The sequence below is a fragment of the Klebsiella sp. M5al genome, from assembly GCF_002090195.1.
In the GTDB taxonomy this organism is placed as follows: Bacteria; Pseudomonadota; Gammaproteobacteria; order Enterobacterales; family Enterobacteriaceae; genus Klebsiella; species Klebsiella grimontii.
The window spans coordinates 3717900-3741441 of sequence record NZ_CP020657.1; the positions used below are offsets into that span (position 1 = coordinate 3717900).

The following is a 23542-nucleotide window of genomic DNA, read 5'->3' on the forward strand; positions in this document are numbered from 1 at the left end:
CTGCGCCCACTACACTTGCTCTATAACGGCTGTTACTCTCATTAACACTTTTAGCCGACAGGGCGTCGCGCATGCAGACTGCACAAAAAGTCATCACAACCTATCGCCGGAAACGCATTCTGGTTTGCCTGCTGGTCGCGCTACTGACGCTGACAACAACCTTAGTAATACGATTTATTTCACAGCGTAGCTTAAATCAGCAACGCGTCCAGATGAGCACCAACAAGATGGTGGCCGCTATGGATAATATTCTGCGGCCTCTGGCGGCCCAGCACGTCGCGCTACTGCATCTTGTCAATAAGCCCTGTCAGGACGTGCACCTCACGTTACGTAAGCTGGCGGCGTCGCTGCAAACGGTGCGCTCCATCGCGCTGGTCCAGTCGAACCTGCTGTACTGCTCGAGTATTTTTGGCCAACGCAACATTCCGATACACCAGCTACAGCCGGCATTACCCACCCATCACCCCCTGCTCACCTTCAGCTACGACGCCTCGCTGCTCAAAGGAACGCCGGTGCTTATCCAGTGGTATCCCGCTTCGCTTAGCGGCGCCGACGGCGTGCTGCTGGTGATCAATATCGAGCTGCTGGGCGAGTTAATTTTCAACGCAAAATCAGCGCTAATCAGCGGAATTGGCCTTAACGTCGGCGAAAGAAGCTTTATTAGCGGTTCGGGGCTGAGTAAACAGGAAGCCCTGCCGGGCGAGCAAATCATCTACCGCCAGCCGTCGACCGAGTTTCCCTTTACCATTAGCGTCAGCGGGCCAGGAGCCTCGGCGGTCGCCCTTAACGAACTGCCGGCCGAGCTTCCGCTGGCGCTGGTAATCAGCCTGTTAATGACCGGCATCGCCTGGCTGGCGACCGCCGGAAGAATGAGCTTTTCCCGCGAAATTAATCTCGGTATTGCCGCGCACGAGTTCGCCCTCTGGTGCCAGCCCCTGCAGAACTTGCGCACTCGGCAGTGCTGCGGCGTTGAGATACTACTGCGCTGGAATAACCCGCGCAGAGGCGAAATCTCGCCGGACGTGTTTATTCCGATAGCCGAAGGATATAACCTGATCGTCCCCCTCACCCGCTATGTGATCTCCCAGACGGCCCACAAATTAGCCTGCTTTCCGCAGGACAAACATTTTCACATCAGCATTAACGTCGCCGCCCGCCATTTCGCCAACGGCGAGCTGCTGCGCGATCTGCATCACTACTGGTTTAGCGCCCATCCCATTCAGCAGCTGGTCGTTGAGCTCACCGAGCGTGACGTCCTGCAGGATGGCGACCACCATATGGCCGAGCATCTTCATTTCAAAGGGGTCCAGCTGGCTATCGATGATTTCGGCACCGGCAACAGCTCCCTTTCGTGGCTGGAAAAGCTGCGCCCTGATGTCCTGAAAATTGATAAATCGTTTACCAGCGCCATTGGGATTGATAGCGTTAACGCGACGGTGACCGATATGATCATTGCTCTCGCCCATCGGCTGAAAATTGTGACGGTCGCGGAAGGCGTCGAGACCCAGGATCAGGAAGCGTATCTGCGCGGCAACGGCGTCGATTTATTGCAGGGGTTTTATTACGCCCGGCCAATGCCGGTAGAGGACTTTCCGCAGTGGCTGGCGGCGGAAAAGCGTCGGGAAATGAACGCCTAAAAATGCCCGCCGGCCTGAGGCCGACGGGCATCAACGTTACTCTTCTTCGTCGTTGTACTGACGCAGCTTGACGACGCGCACCAGGTCGACGCGATAGTCGTTGGCTTCAATGATGGTGAACTGCAGAGGCGACAGCTCAAGCACGTCGCCAGGGCGCGGAATATGGCCGTTGACGGCAATCACCAGGCCGGCAACGGTGGCGATATCTTCATCCTCATCGACCAGATCGTCTACGCCCAATGCCTGCTGCAACGCATGCACGTCGGTTGAACCTTTCACCAGCCAGCCGTCGCCATCGATGACAATTTCCGGCGTTTCGTCAGCATCCGGGAACTCACCGGCAATCGCCTCCAGTACGTCCAGCGGCGTAACCAGCCCCTGTACGACGCCAAACTCGTTAGTCACGATGACAAAGCTACCGCGGGCGCGGCGCAGCACGCCGAGCAGGTTGATCGGGTCCAGCGTTTCCGGGACCACAATCGCCGGAGAGGCGGAAGCCAGCGCGGCCACGTTGTCACCCGCTTCCAGCGCCACCAGCATCTCTTTCGCCCGCACGATACCGATGATTTCATCCAGCTCGCCGCGACAGACCGGGAACAGGCTGTGCGGGGAAGAGAGCAGCTGGCGGCGAATTTCATCTTCGCTTTGCTCGGCGTTCACCCAGCTAATTTCCCCGCGCGGGGTCATAATACTGCGCAACGAACGCTGGGCCAGGGTCAGTACGCCATTAATCATATAGCGCTCTTCTTCCGCAAACGCGCCTTCCGGTATCGGCACCACGGACGAGCTGTCGCTATCGTGCGCCGGGGCGCTCTGCTTACGCCCGCCCATCAGGCGCAGGATCGCATCGGCAGTACGCGCGCGCAGAGGCAGGGTCGATTGATGGCGAATAAAGTTACGGCGCGCAATCTGGTTAAAGAACTCGATGGTTATCGAGAAGCCAATCGCGGCGTACAGGTAACCTTTCGGTATATGGAAACCAAACCCTTCCGCCACCAGGCTCAGGCCGATCATCAGCAGGAAGCTCAGGCAGAGCACCACCACCGTCGGATGCTGGTTGACGAAATTAGTCAACGGCTTCGAAGCCAGCAGCATCACCGCCATCGCAATCACCACCGCCGCCATCATCACCGGCAGGTGGTTAACCATCCCGACCGCAGTAATCACGGCATCCAGCGAGAACACGGCGTCAAGTACGACGATTTGCAGTACCACCACCCAGAAACTGGCATATCCTTTACCATGACCGGAGTCATGCTGGCGGTTCTCCAGCCGTTCATGCAGTTCGGTGGTCGCCTTAAACAGCAAGAATATCCCGCCGAGCAGCATAATAAGATCGCGTCCGGAGAACGAAAAATCGGCAACGCTGAAAAGCGGTTTCGTCAGGGTCACCATCCACGAAATGACCGACAGCAGCCCCAGACGCATAAACAGCGCCAGCGAAAGGCCGATCAGGCGCGCCTTATCGCGCTGCTTAGGCGGCAGCTTGTCGGCAAGGATGGCGATAAACACCAGGTTGTCGATACCCAGTACGATTTCAAGGACGACAAGCGTCAGCAAACCGGCCCAAATAGAGGGATCCATTAAGAATTCCATGAGCAGCTCCAGTTAACGACAGGCATAGTCATCGCTGTGTCATGCACAGACGAGACACTTGTTGCTGGTGAAAAGACGTAGCAGGTGACGGCGGCACGCGCATGCCGGAAGGTGAAATGACGTCGGTGACGGTCCATATAGCGGGCTATGCCCTATACTCCTGAGTAATTAAACGGAACGTAAACATAGCAAAATATAGAGCAATATTGGAAAAAATTTACCTGTCTTTGCAATAGCTAAGACTATTTTTTGCGCTGCAAAATAATTACCAACCGATGCAAAATTAGCGGAGCTTCATCACATTAATTATTTTTTCACTGTCTAAAATAATTCGCTGTAGTAATTACTTTATATCTTACACCCTTACTGAATCGATTTTGTTCGCAAGAGTGATTCAGGATGTATCACAACAGATGATGCATTCACGATTATAAAGGAGGTAGCAAGTGACGATTGCTATTGTAATAGGCACACATGGTTGGGCTGCAGAACAGCTGTTAAAAACGGCAGAAATGCTGCTGGGCGAACAGGAAAACGTTGGCTGGATCGATTTCGTTCCTGGCGAAAACGCAGAAACGTTGATTGAGAAGTACAACGCCCAGTTGGCAAAGCTGGATACGGCTAAAGGCGTGTTATTTCTCGTCGATACATGGGGAGGCAGCCCGTTTAACGCGGCCAGCCGCATTGTCGTCGATAAAGAACATTATGAAGTCATCGCGGGCGTCAATATCCCGATGCTGGTCGAAACGTTGATGGCGCGCGACGACAACCCCTCGTTTGATGAACTGGTCGCCCTGGCGGTGGAAACCGGTCGTGAAGGCGTGAAAGCACTGAAAGCGAAGCCGGTGGAAAAGGCCGCCCCTGCTCCGGTTCAGGCTGCAGCGCCGAAAGCGGCAGCGCCATTGAAGCCAATGGGTCCAAACGACTACATGGTTATTGGGCTGGCGCGTATCGATGACCGTTTAATCCACGGCCAGGTCGCCACTCGCTGGACCAAAGAAACTAACGTTTCGCGCATTATCGTCGTCAGCGACGAAGTGGCGGCGGATACCGTACGTAAAACGCTGCTGACCCAGGTTGCTCCTCCGGGCGTTACCGCCCACGTAGTAGACGTGGCGAAGATGATTCGCGTCTATAACAACCCCAAATACGCAGGCGAGCGCATTATGCTGCTGTTCACTAACCCAACGGACGTTGAACGTGTTGTTGAAGGCGGTGTGAAAATCACCAGCGTCAACATCGGCGGCATGGCTTTCCGTCAGGGCAAAACGCAGGTGAATAACGCCATTTCGGTCGATGAAAAAGATATTGAAGCGTTCAAGAAGCTGAACGCCCGCGGTATCGAACTGGAAGCCCGCAAAGTTTCCACCGACCAGAAACTGAAAATGATGGATCTGATCGGCAAGGTGAAATAAGCCTCTCTGCGGATCGCAACTCAATTTTCAACTTAAGACTTAATCAACAGGAGAAGTACAATGGAGATTACCCTTCTTCAGATTGTGCTGGTGTTCATCGTCGCGTGTATTGCGGGTATGGAGTCGGTACTTGATGAATTTCAGTTCCACCGTCCTCTGGTGGCCTGTACGCTGATTGGCGCCGTTCTCGGGGATATGAAAACCGGTATTATCATCGGTGGTACCCTGGAAATGATCGCCCTCGGGTGGATGAACATCGGCGCCGCCGTTGCGCCTGATGCTGCGCTTGCATCCATCATCTCAACCGTTCTGGTTATCGCGGGCCACCAAAGCATCGGTGCCGGTATCGCGCTAGCAATTCCGCTGGCGGCAGCGGGCCAGGTGCTGACCATTATCGTCCGTACCATTACCGTTGCCTTCCAGCACGCTGCGGATAAAGCGGCGGAAAATGGCAACCTGACGGCCATCTCCTGGCTGCACGTTTCGTCGCTGTTCCTGCAGGCGATGCGTATCGCTATTCCTGCGGTTATCGTGGCGATTTCCGTCGGTACCAGCGAAGTACAGGGTCTGCTGAACGCCATTCCTGAAGTGGTTACCGGCGGTCTGAACATCGCGGGCGGCATGATCGTGGTAGTGGGTTACGCGATGGTCATCAATATGATGCGCGCCGGCTACCTGATGCCGTTCTTCTACCTGGGCTTTGTTACCGCCGCGTTCACCGATTTCAACCTGGTTGCTCTGGGTGTGATTGGTACGGTAATGGCTGTCCTCTACATTCAGCTGAGCCCGAAATATAACCGCGTCGCGGGTGCGCCTGCGCAGGCTGCTGGTAATAACGATCTCGACAACGAACTGGACTAACAGGTGAGCGAAATGGTTGATATGACTAAAAATACCACCGAGAAAAAACTCACTCAGAGTGATATTCGTGGCGTGTTCATTCGTTCTAACCTGTTCCAGGGTTCATGGAACTTCGAACGTATGCAGGCGCTGGGCTTCTGCTTCTCCATGGTACCGGCTATTCGTCGCCTGTATCCGGAGAACAACGATGCGCGCAAACAGGCGATTAAGCGTCACCTTGAGTTCTTTAACACCCATCCCTACGTTGCGGCGCCGGTACTTGGCGTAACGCTGGCGATGGAAGAACAGCGTGCTAACGGCGCAGAAATCGACGATGGCGCCATCAACGGTATCAAAGTTGGCCTGATGGGCCCGCTGGCCGGCGTGGGCGACCCGATCTTCTGGGGTACCGTTCGTCCGGTATTCGCCGCGCTGGGCGCAGGTATCGCCATGAGCGGCAGCCTGCTCGGCCCTCTGCTGTTCTTTATCCTGTTTAACGCGGTGCGTCTGCTGACCCGTTATTACGGCGTCGCTTACGGTTACCGTAAAGGTATCGACATCGTTAAAGATATGGGCGGCGGCTTCCTGCAGAAACTGACCGAGGGGGCGTCAATTCTCGGCCTGTTTGTCATGGGGGCGCTGGTTAACAAGTGGACGCACGTGAACATCCCGCTGGTGGTTTCCACCATCACCGGTCAGGATGGCCAGACTCGCGTCACCACCGTGCAGACCATCCTTGACCAGCTGATGCCGGGCCTGGTGCCGCTGCTGCTGACCTTCGCCTGTATGTGGCTGCTGCGTAAGAAAGTTAACGCCCTGTGGATCATCGTGGGCTTCTTCGTCATCGGTATCGCCGGTTACGCTGTCGGACTGCTGGGCCAGTAATCAACACGTTGTGCGCCGGGGGCTTGCCCCCGGCTTTTTTATTTGGAGGATGGATGACAATCACGGACCTGGTGTTAATCCTGTTTATTCTCGTTTTGCTCGCGTTTGCGGTTTACGACCAGTTCATCATGCCGCGCCGTAATGGCCCCGTTTTGCTGGCTATCCCCCTGCTCCGCCGCAACCGCGTCGATGGCATTATCTTCGTCGGCCTCATTGCTATCCTGATTTATAACAATATTGCTAACCACGGCGAACTTATCACCACCTGGTTATTATCTGCCCTGGCCTTAATGGGGCTATATCTGTTCTGGATCCGCTCTCCCAAAATCATCTTCAAGCAGCAGGGCTTTTTTTTCGCCAATATCTGGATCGAATATCAGCGCATTAAAGAGATGAATTTATCGGAAGATGGCGTACTGGTTATGCAATTAGAACAACGGCGCCTGCTTATTCGCGTACGAAATATCGACGATCTGGAAAAGATATACAAACTTCTCGTTTCCACTCAATAGCTTAAGAATATAGCCTGCGCTATATTTACCCATTCCCCCCGCGCCGGGAATATAGCCGCGGCTATATTCCCGGCGTTAACTTCAGCGATATTTATTAACTAATCATTTACCTATAGATTGAAATGAAAATCGTTATCATTTGGTTGGAAAAATAACCGATTTCTGTTATTGTTTTATATTCTAAAATTATGTTAAGGTTGCGCCCGTCGTTGGGGAGTAGCCAATTTTCTGCCTGGCAGAAAATGTCCGTGTCAACATACTCGTTGCAAAACGTGGCACGTGCGGGTTGAAGCAGAACGTATTCAATCAGGCGAGACCATAGACGCATCACTGCTGTACGCGGCGCTTTATCATCAGGCGAGCTGCGTATTTTTACTGGGGGCAGCGATGTGTCATATGGATTATCCCCGGTCAGGACGCTCTCATGAATGTATCTGCTACAATTCTTCTTGCCTTCGGCATGTCCATGGACGCCTTCGCGGCCTCTATTGGAAAAGGCGCGACCCTCCATAAACCTAAATTTTCTGAAGCCCTGCGGACGGGTCTGATCTTTGGCGCTATCGAAACGCTCACCCCGCTTGTCGGCTGGGGTTTGGGGATGCTCGCCAGCCAGTTCGTCCTCGAATGGAACCACTGGATTGCCTTTGTGCTGCTGGTTTTTCTCGGCGGTCGAATGGTTATCGAAGGGTTACGCGGCGGCGATAGCGATGAGTGCGAAGCTCCGCGCCGTCACGGTTTCTGGCTACTGGTCACCACCGCTTTCGCCACCAGCCTGGATGCGATGGCCGTCGGCGTTGGCCTGGCGTTTTTGCAGGTCAATATTATCGCCACCGCGCTGGCTATCGGCTGCGCCACGTTGATGATGTCGACGCTGGGCATAATGGTAGGACGTTTTATCGGCCCGCTGCTCGGCAAACGGGCGGAAATCCTTGGCGGTATCGTGCTGATCGGCATTGGCGCCCAGATCCTCTGGAGCCATTTCGCAGGCTAATCCTCAGGCATCGCGCTGCCAGCAGTGAATAGCAAAATCGGTCTGGCAGTCAAACAGCGCCTGCTGGCGCAGCGCCTCCCTCACCGGCGGCTTCGCCCGCCACGCAAACGGCGTCATTTGCAGTAAAGCTTCCGCCTCGCTGCCGTTAAGCTGCATCGGATAGGCCAACTGCTGCTGGTGACGTAAGGTAAATCCTGCCATCTCTTCCCTGCTCTGCGCGTGCAAACGCACGTCGTCGTAGATCAACCCTTTCAGCTCCATCAGGTGGCGAGGTCCCGGCGTCGCGGTGATAACCCAGCCGCCGGGCCTGACAACGCGCGCCAGCTCAAGGGCATTGCAGGGAGCATAAATACGTACTATCGCGTCCAGGCTCGCATTCTCAAACGGCAAACGCTGGCTGGAAGCGACGCAAAAGCTGACCTGCGGATAACGTTTCGCCGCCGCGCGGATAGCCGATTTCGACACATCCAGGCCCCAGCTATGGGCCGCAATGGCGGCAAAAGCGTGCGTGTAGTAGCCTTCCCCGCAGCCAATATCCAGTAAATCCGTCGGCGCGAAGGTTTGCAGATAAGCGCAGATAGCGTCGCGAAGCGGCTGATAGTGCCCCGCGTCGAGGAACGCGCGCCGGGCCTGCATCATTTCAGCGCTGTCGCCCGGATCGCGGGAGCGCTTAAACTGCACCGGCAACAAATTGACGTACCCTTCCTTCGCCAGATCGAACTGATGCCGCTGCGGGCAGATATAGCTATTATCGCGGCGCTCAAGCGGCGCGTGGCAAAGTGGGCAACTGTAAGACATGACAACTCCGGTGTGCTGAAAGGGCGAAAGTGTAGCGCTATTCGCCCCTCCAGGCCACCGTTACAGCGCAGGCGACGGGGCTCCGTCGCGATGCATCACGATAAGATTTTCCGCCCCCTGCGGCATCCCATCGGGCATAACGTTCTCCAGGCGCAGTACATCCCCCATAATCTGGCTGAATACCGGCGCCGAAACCGCCCCGCCGTAATACGAACCGTTGCTGGGATCGTTCATCACGACCACCAGCGCGAATTTCGGATTACTGGCGGGCGCAACGCCGGCGGTATAGGCAACGTACTTATCGATATATTTACCATCCGGCCCGATTTTTTTGGCGGTACCGGTTTTTACCGCCACCCGATAGTCGCGTACCGCCGCTTTGGTCCCGCCGCCGCCCGGTAAAGCGACGCTCTCCATCATATGTTCGACTTCATGCACGATTCGCTCCGGCATCACCCGGGTACCCATCACCGGCGGATCAATACGGGTTATCGATAGCGGACGCTCAATACCGTAGCTGCCGATAGTGGCATACACGTGCGCCAGCTGGAGCGGCGTGACCATCAGACCGTAGCCGAAGGCGAATGTCGCCCGGTCCAGCTGCCCCCAATAGCGGCGCTGCGGCATCAGCCCGGCGCTCTCGCCGGTCAATCCCAGGCCGGTAGAGTCGCCAAAACCGAACGCTTTATAGGTATCGATAAGATGCTGAATCGGCATCGCCAGCGACAAATGCGAAACCCCGGTATCGCTGGATTTTTGCAGAATACCGGTGAGGGAGAGTTCAGGATAGTAACCCACGTCGCGAATACGATGACCATCGAGGACAAACGGATGAGTATCCACCACGCTATCTGGCTGAACAATGCCCTGCTGGAGCGCGGTCATCAGCACCAGCGGTTTAACCGTCGACCCCGGCTCGAAAGTATCGCTGATGGCGCGATTGCGAAAATCATCCAGCTTCGCATCATCGCGATTGTTCGGGTTGAAGTCCGGGTAGCTGGCCATCGACAGAATCTCCCCGGTATCGATTTTAATTAACACCGCCGCCCCTGAATCCGCTTTGTTCCAGCGCACGGCGTTATCCAGCGCGTCCTCGGTCACCGTTTGCAGACGTTCATCGATACTGAGCTGCAAATTGTGGGCCGGAACCGCCGGGACTTCGGTGATATTTTCGATGACGTTGCCGTGCCGGTCTTTACGCACCAGACGACGACCGGGCTGACCGGTCAACTGGGCGTTAAAGCTTTTCTCTACGCCTTCGATACCCTGGTTATCAATATTGGTAAAACCCAGCAGATTAGCGGCAACGTGCCCCGCCGGATAAAAGCGGCGCGACTCATCGCGCAGATTGATCCCCGGCAGGTGAAGCTTATCAATCCACTCCGCCTGCTCCGGATTGATCTGGCGCGCCAGGTAGAGAAACCGCGCGTGAGGATGCGCTTCGACGCGATGGGCCAGCTCGCTAAGGTTGAGATGTAAAGCTTGCGCCATTGCCTGCCAGCGCGGACCGTAGCCGACGCCCCCCTTTTCGAGCGTGGTTTGCGGATCGACCCAGACGGCGCTCACCGGCACGCTGACCGCCAGCGGTCGGCCCTCGCGGTCGCTAATCATGCCGCGCTGCACATCAATAGGCTCCTCGCGCAGCGATCGCATGTCCTCTTGTTTAACCAGATTGTCAGGGGAGACAATTTGTAGCCAGCCGACCCGGACCAACAGCAGTCCCATACAGCAAAGAATCGCCACGCACAACAACCCAAACCTTAGCGGGGTAAAGTTGGCGGCTGACTTAAGTTTGTTCTTTTGCACCTTAGCTCCATCATTATTTTGCAAGCATCTGATTTAACAGAAATAGACAAAACAGATTGCTAAACAGTGCTAATAACGATGTTGATTTGCAACAAAGCGCAACGGAGGGTGGTAAATGGACATGTTTTGCAATAAATGCTAAAAAACCCCGCAGTTGCGAGGCTTTCTTACAAGATTCAGTGGTCTTAAATCAGATAGCAGTTACGTTAACTGCAGCTGGACCTTTCTGGCCGTCCTGAATTTCGAACTCAACGTTCTGGCCTTCAGCCAGAGTTTTGAAACCGTTACCCTGGATAGCGGAGAAGTGTACAAACACATCTTTGCTGCCATCAGCCGGAGTAATGAAGCCAAAACCTTTAGACTCGTTGAACCACTTAACTTGACCTTTAATCTTTGCCATTTGCAAAATTCCTTAGACTGTTTTCTTCGCCCGTGGGGCGCTTACATAGATAAAACTGACACATGACTGCATGAGGCACTAATATAAGGTTCGGCAGAGAAGCGGTATTCAACGACAACGTGTTTACTCAGGACTTCTTTACTGAAAATGCCACACATAAACAGAACTGTACCTCGTTTAACCCGAAACGTGTTATCACATACTACGTAAATAATGGCAAGCCATTTTTAGACGGGTCTCGATCGCTCGCACAGATTATAAGGGAATCATTTGATCGCCTGCACATTTATGCGACTTTGCTCGCTCCGACTTATCCTTATCGCGTCCTGCTTGCGCCCCCGGGATATCCTCTCTTGCGGCCACTTATCCGTCGTAGCTCAACGACTTCAGAGCCCCCGTCCCCGGCTGCAGTGAAACCGCCAATTTTAGGGGGAGACAAAAGTCACTGCATAAAGATGCATATAAAAGCTCATAACGATAGATGAAAAATTGCTTTAACGCAGTCATTTTATAATATCGAAACGCGTAAATTGAAGAGCTTAAAATATTGTCTATACTAATATTCCACGACAATAATGAAGAGCTGATGACAGCGAAGTCCGACTATTCTTTTATTTGATTAATTAAACAAAGCAATATAAGGCGGAGTGGGAAAGCCGCTTCCGCTGGCCCGTGCGTGCGAAAAAAAGCTGAAGAGGTTTTATAGATAAGAATAAGTTATACAACCGGGTGAGATACAGGCGCACACCGCAAACGTGCGCACCTGTCGGTCGGATCAGCGCTCTGCAACAAGACGGATGAAATCGTCGTCGCCTTTTCCCTTTTCGGCTACTGAAGGTTCAGCGGCGATCTCCTTCTCAGGCGCATTGGCCTCACAGAGACGGCGCAGCAGCGCGTTTTGCCGCTTTTGCTGATCCAGCAGCGCCTGCAGCAGCGCTATCTGCTCATTGGCGCGCGAACTGGCACGATTAACAAAAAACCATAACAACAGGCCGACAAGCAGCAGCACAACAGAAAGCGCCACGGATGCCAGGCTTACAATCCCAGGATTTAGTAACTCACTCATTTCACCACCTCAAAGAGAAGGCGCTCATTCTACCACCCGCGCAGCAGAAGAAAATCAATCATATTAAAAATGTCTTACCAGGGAATAAATTTATTGATAGTGCAGATGCCGCTGAAGAACTGTACATCCTGATCGCACATTACGTTAAGCATCTGAGTCCATAGCAGTAAGCAACCTGCAATGATGACTGTCAGCAAAACCCACCGTAATTTTTTCACTCCACACTCCGCATCAGTATCAGATGTCGCCAGGATAACATGACCTTCTTAAACCGCGGCTAACTGTAATACGAAAGGCAAGTTTAGGAATCATAGACTTGTTTCAACTGGTGTTCATGCCAGAATGGACGCAAGGATAATACAAATAATGAGGCAACAATGCGATTGATCATTCGTACCATTGTGGTGCTGGCTATCTTGTGGATTGGCGTGTTATTAAGCGGTTACGGCGTATTAATGGGCAGCAGTGAGAACGCCGGGGGGCTGGGATTGCAGTGTAAATATCTCACGGCTCGCGGCATCAGTACCGCACAGTATGTTCATTCCAGCAGCGGTATTATCGGCATCACCGATTGCCCTATTCTGCGTAAAAGCGCCACGGTGGTTGATAACGGCTAGCCGCGAGTGGGCTACAGATTCTGTAGCCCGATTCACGCACCAATCAGAACGGATAATCGTTATAGCCCATCTGTTCGGAAATTTTACGCGCCGCCGTATGCAGCATCGCGACATACTCGTTCAGGCGCTCTTCCGAGAAACGCAGCGTCGGGAAAGAGATACTCAGACCGGCGATAACCACGCCGAAGCGGTCGAAAACCGGCACCCCGATGCAGCGCAGCCCTTCTTCCTGCTCTTCGTTATCTTCGCCATATCCCTGCTCGCGGACCTTATCCAGAACCGCCAGCAGCTCTTCGGTGCTGGTGATGGTCCGATCGGTGCTGCGTTTGTACTCCACGCCTTCCAGAATCTGCTCAACCTCGGAACGATCGCGCCAGGCCAGCAGCACTTTACCGATCGCGGTGCTATACAGCGGGTTACGACGCCCAATGCGCGAGTACATGCGCAAATTGTACATTGAGTCGATTTTGTGGATGTAAACGATGCTGTCTTCATCCAGGGCGCCCAGGTGGACGGTCTCTTTCGTCAGGCGTGAAAGCTCGCGCATCTGAATATCAGCGCTACGTACCAAATCAACGTTCTGCAAAGCCCGCGCACCAAGTTCAAAGAGTTTCAGGGTCAGAGAATATTTCTCGGATTCGCCTTCCTGAGCCACGTACCCCAGCGATTTCATGGTCTGCAAAAAGCGATAAACGGTGCTTTTTGACATCATGACGCGCTGGGACAGTTCGGTAATGCCAATTTCACGCTCTTCGCCAAGCGCCTGCAGGATGCCAAAAACCTTCAATACCGAAGAGACAGAATCTGGCTGTTTATCCAAATCTGCAACTGCCATTTATCACCTCATCGCAACTGTTTTATAAAAATTAGAACCGGTTTTTATTATAAATTCGCATCCCGCGAGCCGCAATCGTTCTTCTGCCTATTCGTTACAAATCTGCGACATGCCGCTGAATAATCAATGCTAAAATTATTACCCAGTTAATAGTCCCCGATAAGATACAGACCTCACATGGATAAAAAACTCTCCGATGGGCTGCCTTTACCGCAGCGTTACGGTGCCATTCTGACCATTGTATTAGGCCTGTCGATGGCGGTGCTGGATGGGGCGATCGCCAACGTCGCCCTGCCGACCATCGCCAGCGATTTAAACGCGTCCCCGGCATCCTCTATCTGGATAGTGAATGCCTACCAAATCGCCATTGTTATCGCGCTGCTGCCGCTCTCTTTCCTCGGCGATATGGTCGGCTATCGGCATATTTATAAAATCGGCCTGGCGCTTTTTACCTTCACGTCGCTGGCCTGCGCCCTCTCCACAAGCCTGGAAATGCTGACCCTGGCGCGCGTGGCGCAGGGCCTCGGCGGCGCGGCGCTGATGAGCGTTAACACCGCGCTTATTCGCCTGATTTATCCCCAGCGTTTTCTCGGCCGCGGAATGGGGATCAACTCTTTCGTGGTGGCGGTCTCCTCCGCGGCGGGACCGACCATCGCCGCCGCGATTCTCTCGATGGCTTCATGGCAATGGCTGTTTTTGATTAACGTTCCGCTGGGCATTATTTCCCTGCTCCTCGCGATTCGCTATCTGCCCGCCAACGCGGGCCGCAGCAAGGTCACCCGCTTCGACCTGCCGAGCGCGATCATGAATGCCATCACCTTTGGTTTACTGATTACCGCGCTCGGCGGTTTCGCCCAGGGCCAGTCCGGCGAACTGGTTGCGGCGGAGATCGTTGCCATGCTGGTCGTCGGATTCTTTTTTGTCCGCCGTCAGCTCAGGATGCCAGTCCCCCTGCTGCCGATTGACCTGCTGCGTATCCCGCTATTCTCTCTATCAATTTGTACCTCGATATGCTCCTTCTGCGCCCAGATGCTGGCCATGGTTTCACTGCCGTTCTTCCTGCAGTCAATGATGGGACGCAGCGAGGTGGAAACCGGTCTGCTGCTGACGCCGTGGCCGCTGGCCACCATGGTGATGGCGCCGCTGGCAGGCTATTTGATTGAGAAAGTTCACGCCGGGCTGCTGGGCGCGATTGGCCTTCTCGTCATGGCCTGCGGCCTGTTCGGCCTGGCTTTACTGCCCTCCGCCCCCACGGATCTGGATATTATCTGGCGCATGGCGCTCTGCGGCGCGGGCTTTGGTCTGTTCCAGTCGCCCAACAATCACACCATCGTATCTTCAGCGCCGGCTCATCGTAGCGGCGGCGCAAGCGGCATGCTGGGGACCGCGCGCCTGCTTGGGCAGAGTACCGGCGCCGCGCTGGTGGCGCTGCTGTTTAATCTGTCAGGAAATAGCGGAACCCACACCGCTCTTATGCTGGCCGGGATCCTTGCCGTTGTCGCCGCGGCCGTCAGCGGGCTGCGCGTCACGCAGCCGCGCGCCAGGCTGTAGCCCTTAATCGACATAAAAAAATCCGCAGCCCGAAGGTTGCGGATTTTTGTTTTATTACAGCCGGGAACAGAGCGTTACTTCAGATATTCGCCGCTGCGCAGGGCTTCAATACGCTTATCCAGAGGCGGGTGAGTCATAAACAGCTCGCTCATGGATTTCGCTTTACCGTTAATGCAGAACGCCATCATGCTGCTGGCTTCCTGCGGCTCATAGCTGGTTTTCAGGCGCTGCAGCGCGGCGATCATTTTCTCACGCCCGACCAGTTTTGCTGAACCGGCGTCGGCATGGAACTCGCGGTAGCGGGAGAACCACATGGTGATGATGCTCGCCAGAATACCAAATACCAGCTCCAGCACCGTAGCGACCGCAAAATAGATCAGCGGGTTGCCGTTGCTGTTTTCACCTTCATCCCGGTTGCCGCCGAGAAAGCCCGCCGCAATCTGCGCGATAACGCGCGAGATAAAGATAACGAAGGTGTTCACCACCCCCTGAATCAACGTCATGGTAACCATGTCACCGTTGGCAATGTGGCTAATCTCATGCGCAATGACCGCTTCCGCTTCATCACGGCTCATGTTCTGCAGCAGCCCGGTGCTGACGGCCACCAGCGACGCGTCGCGGCGCGCGCCGGTCGCAAAGGCGTTAATATCCGGCGCATGGTAGATAGCCACCTGCGGCATACCAATGCCCGCCTGCCGCGCCTGCTGCGCGACGGTATTCATTAACCAGCGCTCGGTTTCATTACGCGGCTGCTCAATCACTTCCCCACCCACCGATTTCAGCGCCATCCATTTCGACATCAGCAGCGAAACGATTGAACCGCCGAAACCAAACAACAGCGCCATGATCAGCAGCCCGGTCATGCTGCTTGACTGAATTCCCGTCAGGCTTAGCACCAGCCCGAACACCACCATCACTGCCAGGTTGGTCAGCAGGAAAAGCGCGATTCGCATCATAATTTTCTTTTAACCTCGATTTAACAAAACGCACTATGCGATTACCCACATGGTATGGGTAGGACGCCAATTTTCAACCATCAGGCCCCGCTAAGTCACGAGAAAGACACAACTTTACATTTTGTAGCATATTGCTGACGCTGGGCAAAAGCGTTGACATTTTGTTGAATTCAGGCCGTCAGAGTTGGCAAGGACGGAAAAGAAAACGGGCACAAATTATTGTGCCCGTTGGGGATTTATTTACTGGCCGGGGGCTCTACCGCGGGCCGATCCTTTTCCTCATGGGCCAGGTCGAGCGCAATGTGAACCGTTTCATCAAGATACGGATCGGGCTCCTGGTAATCCTTCGGCAGATCTTCCAGCTTCTTCAGTAACGGCTTGCCTTCGCGTTTCAGGCGATCGTTAACGCGGGCCAGACGAATCGCATCATCTTCTTCGTTCTCCTTTTCACGCTGCGCGTAGTTCAGGGAGACGATGTTGCGTTTGTCTTTCATCGCGTTATAGCGAGCAATGTCCTTCATGATGTACTGGAATTCAGGATCTTTAGCGATACGCGCATCGTGACGTTTGAGCAGCTCCGGCCCAAACGGCGTCAGGTCACCGTATTTCACGTAGGTTGCCGCATTGACGCTGTCCCACGGTAGCGCGTTATCTTCATACTGCTCACCGGTTTCACGCTCTTCCGTTCCGGTCGGCATCATGATGTCCGGCGTCACACCCTTACGCTGAGTACTACCGCCGTTGATGCGATAGAATTTCTGAATGGTGTACTGTACGGAGCCCAGCGCCGGCCAGTCAGGACGCAGCATCTGGTCGTAGATCCGGTTCAGCGAACGGTACTGCTGGACGGTCCCCTTGCCAAAGGTCGGCTCCCCGACGATCAGCGCGCGACCGTAGTCCTGCATCGCGGCGGCGAAAATTTCAGAAGCCGAGGCGCTGAAACGGTCGACCAGCACCACCAGCGGGCCTTTGTAGTACACCACGCCGTCGGTATCGCTGTCTTCGCGCACTTTACCGTTGTTATCGCGCACCTGAACAACCGGACCGGATGGAATAAACAGACCAGAAAGCGAAACCGCTTCGGTCAGCGCTCCGCCGCCGTTGCTGCGCAGGTCGATAACGATGCTGCTGACGTTCTGTTTCTCCAGCTTCTGCAACTGAACCTTCACGTCATCCGTCAGGCCAACATAGAAACCAGGGATATCCAGCACGCCAACTTTTTCTTTGCCGACGGTTTTGACGGTCATTTTAACCGCGCGGTCTTCAAGACGGATGCGTTCGCGCGTGAGGGTAACAATCCGCGTTTTCGCGCCTTTACCCGCAGGCAGGATCTCCAGGCGAACCTTGCTGCCCTTTGGACCTTTGATTAACGCGACCACGTCATCAAGACGCCAGCCGATCACATCAACCATGCCTTTACCCGGCTGGCCGACGCCAACGATACGGTCACCCACGCTGATGGCTTTACTCTTCGCCGCAGGACCGCCGGCCACCAGCGAATTGATCACCGTGTAGTCGTCATCCATCTGCAATACCGCGCCGATACCTTCGAGAGACAGGCTCATTTCGGTATTGAACTGCTCGGTATTGCGCGGTGAGAGATAGTTGGTATGCGGGTCGATTTCACGCGCAAAGGCGGTCATCGCCAGTGAGAAAACATCTTCGCTGTTGGTTTGCGCCAGACGGCGAATGGCAAACTTGTAGCGGCGGGTTAAGGTTTCGCGAATCTCTTTATCATCTTTGCCCGCCAGCTTCAGGCTGAGCTGATCGAACTTCACCTTGGCATCCCACAGCGCATTCAGCTCGGCTTCATCTTTCGGCCAGGGCGACTTGCTGCGGTCAAGGTTAAAGTTATCATTGCCGGCAAAGTCCATCGGACGTTCCAGCACTTTCAATGCATATTGATAACGCTCGAAACGACGTTTCTGCGCCAGGTTATACAGGTCGTAAAAAACGTCCAGCTTCCCGCTGCGCAGCTCATCGCCGATTTGATTCTTTTTCGCGGCAAACTGCGCCACGTCGCTGGCCAACAGCACGTTATGGCTGTAATCCAGCAGGTTCAGATAACGATCGAAAATTTTTGCCGAAAAGGCATTGTCGAGATCGAACTGACGGTAGTGGGAACGGGTAAAGCGCGATGTCACGCGCTCGCTCACCGTTGCGTGCTGCGGCTCTTCTTTCAGCACGGGGATTTGATCAATCCGGGTTATATCGTCCACGGCGAACGACTGGCCTGCGATTACCAGCAGGCCCGCCAACGCGGTGAGCTTAAAGAATTTGTTCATGCCTGGCCCGGCCTCCGTTTCAGAACACCAGGTGTTCTGCGCGTACAATCATTGACATACCAGAAGTCAGCTGTACACGAACGCCATCTTTGGTGATTTCCAGGACGGTGGCGTCCATTGCATTATTACCTGCTTTCACCTTCAGTGCCTGGCCAACGGTCAATACAGACACATCTGATACAGGGGTATGGCGCTCTTCGCGCGGCGCTTTAGCTGCTGGTGCCGGGCGCGGTTTACGCTGCTCAGCGCCTTCTTTACGACGCGCCTGAGCCTGAGGACGAGGTTTACGCTCGCGACGAGCCCCCTCTTCCGGCTGGCCAGCGGCGGCGGCGGCTTCGCGTTTTTTCGCTTGCTGCGCTTCACGCTGCGCCTGGACGCGGGCTTTTGCTTCTTCAAGCTGCTGGCGGGCGTGAGCGACATGCTGCTCTTCCAGTTCGCCGCACGGGTTGCCGTCGAGGTCAACGCGGACTGCGCCAGGCTTAACGCCGTACAGGTAGCGCCAGCTCGAAGTATAAAGACGCAGTGCAGCGCGAAGTTGGGTTTTGCTGAGATTCATCTCTCCGCCAACGCGCTCAACGAGATCCTGAAAAATACCGACTTTCAGGGGGCGAGCTTCGCCTTCAGCGCTAAAACACTGAGGGAAGCGTTCGGCCAGAAACGCAATGACTTCTTTACTGCTATTCAACTTAGGTTGATTTTCCATGAAATTTCCTGATTACAACGGACGTAGCCAACAAGCCGCAGGCATGAACAGGCGTCATTATAATGACGTCATCGGTAAATGCTACGTTATCCGTTGATTATCCTGCGACGCGGGTGAATATTTTTTGATAATCAGTCGCAGAAATGAGTTTTTCCAGATGCGCGACCAGTTCTGCCAGCCCCTGCTCATCTTCAGCGGTGAAGCGGGAATGGGCCGTGCTATCGATATCCAGCACGCCGATAGTCCGATCGTTCACCCGTAACGGGAAGACAATTTCCGAATTACTGGCGGCGTCGCAGGCGATGTGACCATCAAACGCGTGAACGTCTTCTACCCGCTGCACGCGATTCTGCGCAACGGCAGCGCCGCATACGCCGCGCCCTACCGGAATCCGCACGCAGGCCAGCTTGCCCTGGAACGGGCCAAGGACCAGCGTATCGCCTTCCAGGAGATAAAAACCGGCCCAGTTCACTTCAGCCAGCCGCTCGAACAGCAGCGCGCTGGTATTTGAAATCATGGCCAGAAAACTGGTTTCGCCTGCCATTAACGCCTGAAAATCGCGGTTCAGATCCGCGTAGAATTCTTGTTTGTTCATTATTTATTCGCTTAGTTGTCTTACTACCTTACACTTACAGCCTAATAAAATAAGCTTTAAATGCATTCATGCTCAAGATGAATTCATTCCTGAGTTAAGATAGAGAGATACACTCATTTCTGTAAGCTATAAATGCCACTAAAAACACCCAGGATTACGCCAGCAAAAAAAATGATCGTCTACTCGGTCAGCGCGCCTGTTGCGCACGCTCACTATCAGCGCTGCCCGCAGTGCGATCTGCTGTTTCGTTTACCGGTCCTCAAAAAGAATCAAAGCGCCTGGTGTCCTCGCTGCAACGCCAAAGTGCGCGATGGCCGCGACTGGTCGCTTACCCGGCTGGGCAGCATGGCGATCGCGATGCTGCTGCTGATGCCTTTTGCCTGGAGCGAACCGCTTCTGCGCTTACATCTCTTAGGCGTGCGCATCGACGCTAACGTCCTTCAGGGCATCTGGCAAATGACCGGCCAGGGCGATCCGCTCACGGCGGCGATGGTGCTGTTTTGCGCGGTCGTCGCGCCGGTGCTGCTGGTCGTCTCAATCGCCTACCTGTGGCTGGGTAACGTGCTGGGCATGAATCTGCGCCCGATACTGCTGATGCTGGAGCGGCTCAAAGAGTGGGTGATGCTGGATATTTACCTGGTCGGTATCGGCGTCGCCTCAATCAAAGTACAAGATTACGCCTTTCTGCAGCCCGGCATCGGGCTTATCGCCTATATCGCGCTCACCCTGCTCAGCATCCTGACGCTTATTCATATGAACGTTGAGGAGCTGTGGGAGCGTTTTTATCCCCAGCGCCCGGCGCTGCGGCCGGACAATAATCTCCAGGTTTGTCTCGGCTGTCATTATACCGGACATCGTGATTCCCGCGGGCGCTGCCGCCGCTGTCACACGCCCCTGCGCCACAGGCGCCGCCAAAGCCTGCAAAAGAGCTGGGCCGCGCTGATCGCGTCGATGGTTTTCCTGCTGCCTGCCAACCTGCTGCCGATCTCGATTATCTACGTCAACGGCGCGCGCCAGGACGACACCATTCTTTCCGGCATTATGTCGCTGGCCAGCAGCAACGTGGCCATCGCCGGAGTGGTGTTCATCGCCAGTATTCTGGTCCCATTCACCAAAGTTATTGTATTGTTTACCCTGCTGGTCAGCATACAATTCAAGTGTGAACAGGGGTTACGTACCCGCATCCTGCTGCTGCGGCTGATTACCTGGATCGGCCGCTGGTCTATGTTGGATCTTTTTGTCATCGCATTAACCATGTCGCTGATCAACCGCGATCAGCTCCTCGCGTTTACGATGGGGCCCGCCGCGGTCTATTTTGGCGCCGCGGTAATATTAACTATCCTTGCTGTTGAATGGCTGGACAGCCGCTTACTTTGGGACGCACATGAGTCAGGAAACGCCCGCTTCGCCGACTGAAGCCAAAATTAAAACTAAACGCCGCATTTCGCCCTTCTGGCTGCTGCCGGTCATTGCGCTACTGATTGCCGGTTGGCTGATATGGACCAGCTATCAGGATCGCGGTACGACGATCGTTATCGACTTCCAGTCGGCCAACGGTATCGTTCCTGGGCGCACGCCTATCCGCTATCAGGGGGTAGAAGTCGGTACGGTCGAGAATATCTCGCTGAGTAAAGATCTGAGTAAAATTGAGGTTTCAGCCAGCGTCAAAGGCGATATGAAAGATGCGCTGCGCAAGGAGACGCAGTTCTGGCTGGTGACGCCGAAAGCTTCTCTTGCCGGCGTGTCGGGCCTCGATGCGCTGGTTGGCGGCAACTATATCGGCATGATGCCCGGTCAGGGCGAGCCTGAGGATCACTTTGTCGCTCTCGACACCCAGCCGAAGTATCACATCAATAACGGCGAGCTGATGATTCATCTCAAGTCAGCGGATTTGGGCTCGTTAACCAGCGGCTCGCTGGTCTATTTCCGCAAAATTCCGGTCGGCCGGGTGTATGACTACGCTATTAACCCGAACAATCAGGGCGTCACGATTGACGTACTGATCGAGCGCCGTTTCACGAACCTGGTGAAAAAAGAGAGCCGTTTCTGGAACGTCTCCGGCGTGAAAGCAGATGTCAGCCTGAGCGGCGCGAAGGTCCAGCTGGATAGCCTCTCGGCGCTGGTGAACGGCGCCATCGCCTTTGATTCCCCCGATGACTCTGCGCAGGCTCAGCAGAACACGGATTATCATTTATATGAAGACCTGGCGCACAGCCAGCGTGGGGTGGTGGTCAAACTGGATCTTCCCGACGGCGCGGGCTTAAAAGCCGGCTCTACGCCGCTGATGTACCAGGGTCTCGAGGTTGGCCAGCTCAGCAAGATGAATCTCAATTCCGACGGGAAAGTGACCGGCGAAATGACCGTCGATCCGAGCGTCGTCAGCCTGCTGCGCGAGAAGACGCTGATTCAGATGAAGAAGCCGAAAATCTCTCTGGATAACCCCAGCGTCAGCGCCCTGCTGACTGGCACTACCTTTGAACTGGTCCCCGGTGAAGGTGAGCCGCGTAACCAGTTTGCGGTACTGCCTGCCGATAAATCCATTCTGGAAGAACCGGATGTCGCGACCGTCACGCTCACCGCGCCGGAGAGCTACGGTATCGACGCCGGGCAGCCGCTCATTCTGCACGGCGTACAGATTGGTCAGGTTCTGGAGCGCAAGCTGAACGCCGATGGCGTCACTTTCCAGGTGGCGATTATGCCGGAGTACCGTTCACTGGTTCGCGGCGATAGCAAATTCGTGGTCAACAGCCGGATTGACGTCAAAGTCGGCATCGACGGCGTGCAGTTCCTCGGCGCCAGCGCCAGCGAATGGGTCAACGGCGGGATCCGCATTATTCCGGGCGACAAGGGGGCGATGCAAAGCCGCTATCCGCTGTATGCAAACCAGGAAAAGGCGCTGGAAAACAGCATGAGCGATCTGCCGACCACCACGCTTACGCTCTCAGCCGAGACGCTGCCGGACGTGCAGGCCGGCTCCGTGGTGCTGTACCGTAAATTTGCGGTCGGGGAGATCATCACCGTTCAGCCGCGTAAAAACGCCTTTGAGATCAATATCCATATCAAGCCGGAGTATCGCCATCTGCTGACCAGCAACAGCGTGTTCTGGGCCGAAGGCGGCGCCAAAGTGCAGCTTAACGGCAGCGGTCTGACGGTGCAGGCTTCCCCGCTCTCCCGCGCGCTGAAGGGCGCGATTAGCTTTGATAACCTCAGCGGCGCCAGCGCCAGCGCGCGGATCGATAACAAACGGGTGCTGTATGCGTCGGAAACCGCCGCTCGCGCGGTGGGTGGGCAGATAACCCTGCACGCCTTCGACGCCGGTAAAATCGCCGAAGGGATGCCGATTCGCTATCTGGGGATCGATATTGGTCAGATCCAGTCGCTGAATTTAATTACCGCGAAAAACGAAGTGCAGGCGAAAGCGGTGCTCTACCCGGAATACGTCAACACCTTTGCCCGCGCCGGAACGCGTTTCTCGGTGATTACGCCGCAGATTTCCGCGGCGGGCGTTGAACATCTGGATACCCTTTTCCAGGCCTATATCAACGTCGAGCCTGGCCGCGGTTCACCTCGTCGTGATTTCGAAATTCAGGAAACCACGATCAGTGATTCACGCTATATCGACGGCCTGAGCATTATCGTCGAAGTACCGGAAGCGGGTTCGCTGGGTATCGGCACGCCGGTACTGTTCCGCGGGCTCGAAGTGGGCACGGTGACCGGCCTGATGCTCGGTTCGATGTCGGATCGCGTGATGGTACAGCTGCGAATCAGCAAGCGTTATCAGTATCTGGTGCGCAACAACTCGGTGTTCTGGCTGGCTTCCGGCTATAGCCTCGACTTTGGCCTGATTGGCGGGGTGGTGAAAACCGGTACCTTTAATCAGTTCATTCGCGGCGGTATCGCGTTTGCCACGCCTCCGGGTACGCCGCTGGCGCCGAAAGCGCAGGATGGCAAACACTTCCTGCTGCTGGAGAGCGAACCGAAAGAGTGGCGCGAATGGGGCACCGCCCTGCCGCGCTAAGCATAACAGGCTCCGGTGTCCGCCGCCGGAGCCTTT

The 23542-nt window shown here is 55.0% G+C and carries 20 protein-coding genes and 2 pseudogenes; 10 read left to right on the forward strand and 12 right to left on the reverse strand.

Annotated elements, in window-relative coordinates; genetic code table 11:
* Positions 1–71 precede the first annotated feature (71 nt).
* Entirely contained in the window at positions 72–1637 is a 1566-nt protein-coding gene (locus tag BWI76_RS17880) for an EAL domain-containing protein (RefSeq protein WP_024357818.1), read from the forward strand.
* A gap of 36 nt (positions 1638–1673) precedes the next feature.
* Here the strand turns inward: BWI76_RS17880 and yoaE are convergent, their stop codons facing one another.
* Positions 1674–3233, reverse strand: a complete 1560-nt coding sequence (gene yoaE, locus BWI76_RS17885) for a CNNM family cation transport protein YoaE (protein WP_049114332.1) — start codon at positions 3231–3233, stop codon at positions 1674–1676.
* A 446-nt stretch (positions 3234–3679) separates the two neighbouring features.
* Here yoaE and manX point away from each other — a divergent pair, with 446 nt between their 5' ends.
* The 5 genes from manX (at position 3680) to mntP (ending at position 7876) form a co-directional block, all read left to right on the forward strand.
* Entirely contained in the window at positions 3680–4648 is a 969-nt protein-coding gene (gene manX / locus BWI76_RS17890; protein ID WP_004138485.1) for a PTS mannose transporter subunit IIAB, read from the forward strand.
* Between the two features lie 60 nt (positions 4649–4708).
* Positions 4709–5509 (forward strand): PTS mannose transporter subunit IIC, encoded by an 801-nt coding sequence (manY, locus tag BWI76_RS17895; protein ID WP_004121991.1) that lies wholly within the window; start codon positions 4709–4711, stop codon positions 5507–5509.
* Positions 5510–5521: 12 nt separating this feature from the next.
* A complete protein-coding gene (locus BWI76_RS17900) occupies positions 5522–6373 on the forward strand; it encodes a PTS mannose transporter subunit IID (protein ID WP_004103307.1) in 852 nt (283 codons plus the stop codon).
* 53 nt (positions 6374–6426) lie between these two features.
* Entirely contained in the window at positions 6427–6885 is a 459-nt protein-coding gene (locus BWI76_RS17905) for a DUF986 family protein (RefSeq protein ID WP_024357816.1), read from the forward strand.
* A 424-nt stretch (positions 6886–7309) separates the two neighbouring features.
* Positions 7310–7876, forward strand: a complete 567-nt coding sequence (gene mntP / locus BWI76_RS17915; protein ID WP_004121993.1) for a manganese efflux pump MntP — start codon at positions 7310–7312, stop codon at positions 7874–7876.
* A gap of 3 nt (positions 7877–7879) precedes the next feature.
* Here mntP and rlmA read toward each other — a convergent pair whose 3' ends face one another.
* The 6 genes and pseudogenes from rlmA to mgrB all read right to left on the reverse strand — a co-directional run bounded on the left by rlmA (position 7880) and on the right by mgrB (position 12164).
* Positions 7880–8674, reverse strand: a complete 795-nt coding sequence (gene rlmA / locus BWI76_RS17920) for a 23S rRNA (guanine(745)-N(1))-methyltransferase (RefSeq protein ID WP_004132162.1) — start codon at positions 8672–8674, stop codon at positions 7880–7882.
* Between the two features lie 60 nt (positions 8675–8734).
* The gene (ftsI, locus tag BWI76_RS17925; RefSeq protein ID WP_049089561.1) at positions 8735–10480 is read right to left on the reverse strand and encodes a peptidoglycan glycosyltransferase FtsI; all 1746 of its coding nucleotides are present in this window, start codon (positions 10478–10480) and stop codon (positions 8735–8737) included.
* 190 nt (positions 10481–10670) lie between these two features.
* Positions 10671–10880, reverse strand: coding sequence for a transcription antiterminator/RNA stability regulator CspE (gene cspE, locus BWI76_RS17930; protein ID WP_001062678.1), 210 nt, complete (start codon positions 10878–10880; stop codon positions 10671–10673).
* Between the two features lie 12 nt (positions 10881–10892).
* Positions 10893–11038, reverse strand: a pseudogene (locus BWI76_RS17935) (DUF2627 domain-containing protein).
* A gap of 617 nt (positions 11039–11655) precedes the next feature.
* Positions 11656–11946 (reverse strand): YebO family protein, encoded by a 291-nt coding sequence (locus BWI76_RS17945; protein WP_004134855.1) that lies wholly within the window; start codon positions 11944–11946, stop codon positions 11656–11658.
* Positions 11947–12020: 74 nt separating this feature from the next.
* Entirely contained in the window at positions 12021–12164 is a 144-nt protein-coding gene (mgrB, locus tag BWI76_RS17950; RefSeq protein ID WP_004134851.1) for a PhoP/PhoQ regulator MgrB, read from the reverse strand.
* A gap of 159 nt (positions 12165–12323) precedes the next feature.
* Between mgrB and BWI76_RS17955 the strand changes: the two genes are divergently transcribed.
* A complete protein-coding gene (locus BWI76_RS17955) occupies positions 12324–12563 on the forward strand; it encodes a YobH family protein (protein ID WP_004122000.1) in 240 nt (79 codons plus the stop codon).
* 43 nt (positions 12564–12606) lie between these two features.
* Here BWI76_RS17955 and kdgR read toward each other — a convergent pair whose 3' ends face one another.
* A complete protein-coding gene (kdgR, locus tag BWI76_RS17960) occupies positions 12607–13398 on the reverse strand; it encodes a DNA-binding transcriptional regulator KdgR (protein ID WP_004134849.1) in 792 nt (263 codons plus the stop codon).
* 177 nt (positions 13399–13575) lie between these two features.
* Here kdgR and BWI76_RS17965 point away from each other — a divergent pair, with 177 nt between their 5' ends.
* Positions 13576–14949: an MFS transporter gene (locus tag BWI76_RS17965; protein WP_004134847.1), complete on the forward strand. Its 1374-nt coding sequence runs from the start codon at positions 13576–13578 to the stop codon at positions 14947–14949.
* Positions 14950–15023: 74 nt separating this feature from the next.
* On the opposite strand, the gene htpX is transcribed toward BWI76_RS17965, so the two are convergent.
* From htpX to BWI76_RS17985, 4 genes and pseudogenes are all read right to left on the reverse strand, one after another.
* Positions 15024–15905, reverse strand: coding sequence for a protease HtpX (gene htpX, locus BWI76_RS17970; protein ID WP_004122003.1), 882 nt, complete (start codon positions 15903–15905; stop codon positions 15024–15026).
* Between the two features lie 236 nt (positions 15906–16141).
* Positions 16142–18190 carry a carboxy terminal-processing peptidase gene (prc, locus tag BWI76_RS17975; RefSeq protein ID WP_024359858.1) on the reverse strand — a complete coding sequence of 683 codons (2049 nt, stop codon included), beginning with the start codon at positions 18188–18190 and terminating at the stop codon, positions 16142–16144.
* Between the two features lie 19 nt (positions 18191–18209).
* Entirely contained in the window at positions 18210–18893 is a 684-nt protein-coding gene (proQ, locus tag BWI76_RS17980) for an RNA chaperone ProQ (RefSeq protein ID WP_004122005.1), read from the reverse strand.
* A gap of 81 nt (positions 18894–18974) precedes the next feature.
* A pseudogene (locus BWI76_RS17985) lies at positions 18975–19488 on the reverse strand (GAF domain-containing protein).
* A gap of 132 nt (positions 19489–19620) precedes the next feature.
* Here BWI76_RS17985 and yebS point away from each other — a divergent pair.
* Positions 19621–20904 (forward strand): membrane integrity lipid transport subunit YebS, encoded by a 1284-nt coding sequence (gene yebS, locus BWI76_RS17990; protein WP_049099796.1) that lies wholly within the window; start codon positions 19621–19623, stop codon positions 20902–20904.
* Positions 20873–23506 (forward strand): PqiB family protein, encoded by a 2634-nt coding sequence (locus BWI76_RS17995; RefSeq protein ID WP_004122010.1) that lies wholly within the window; start codon positions 20873–20875, stop codon positions 23504–23506. The genes yebS and BWI76_RS17995 overlap by 32 nt, the downstream gene beginning before the upstream one ends.
* The last annotated feature ends 36 nt before the right edge of the window (positions 23507–23542 follow it).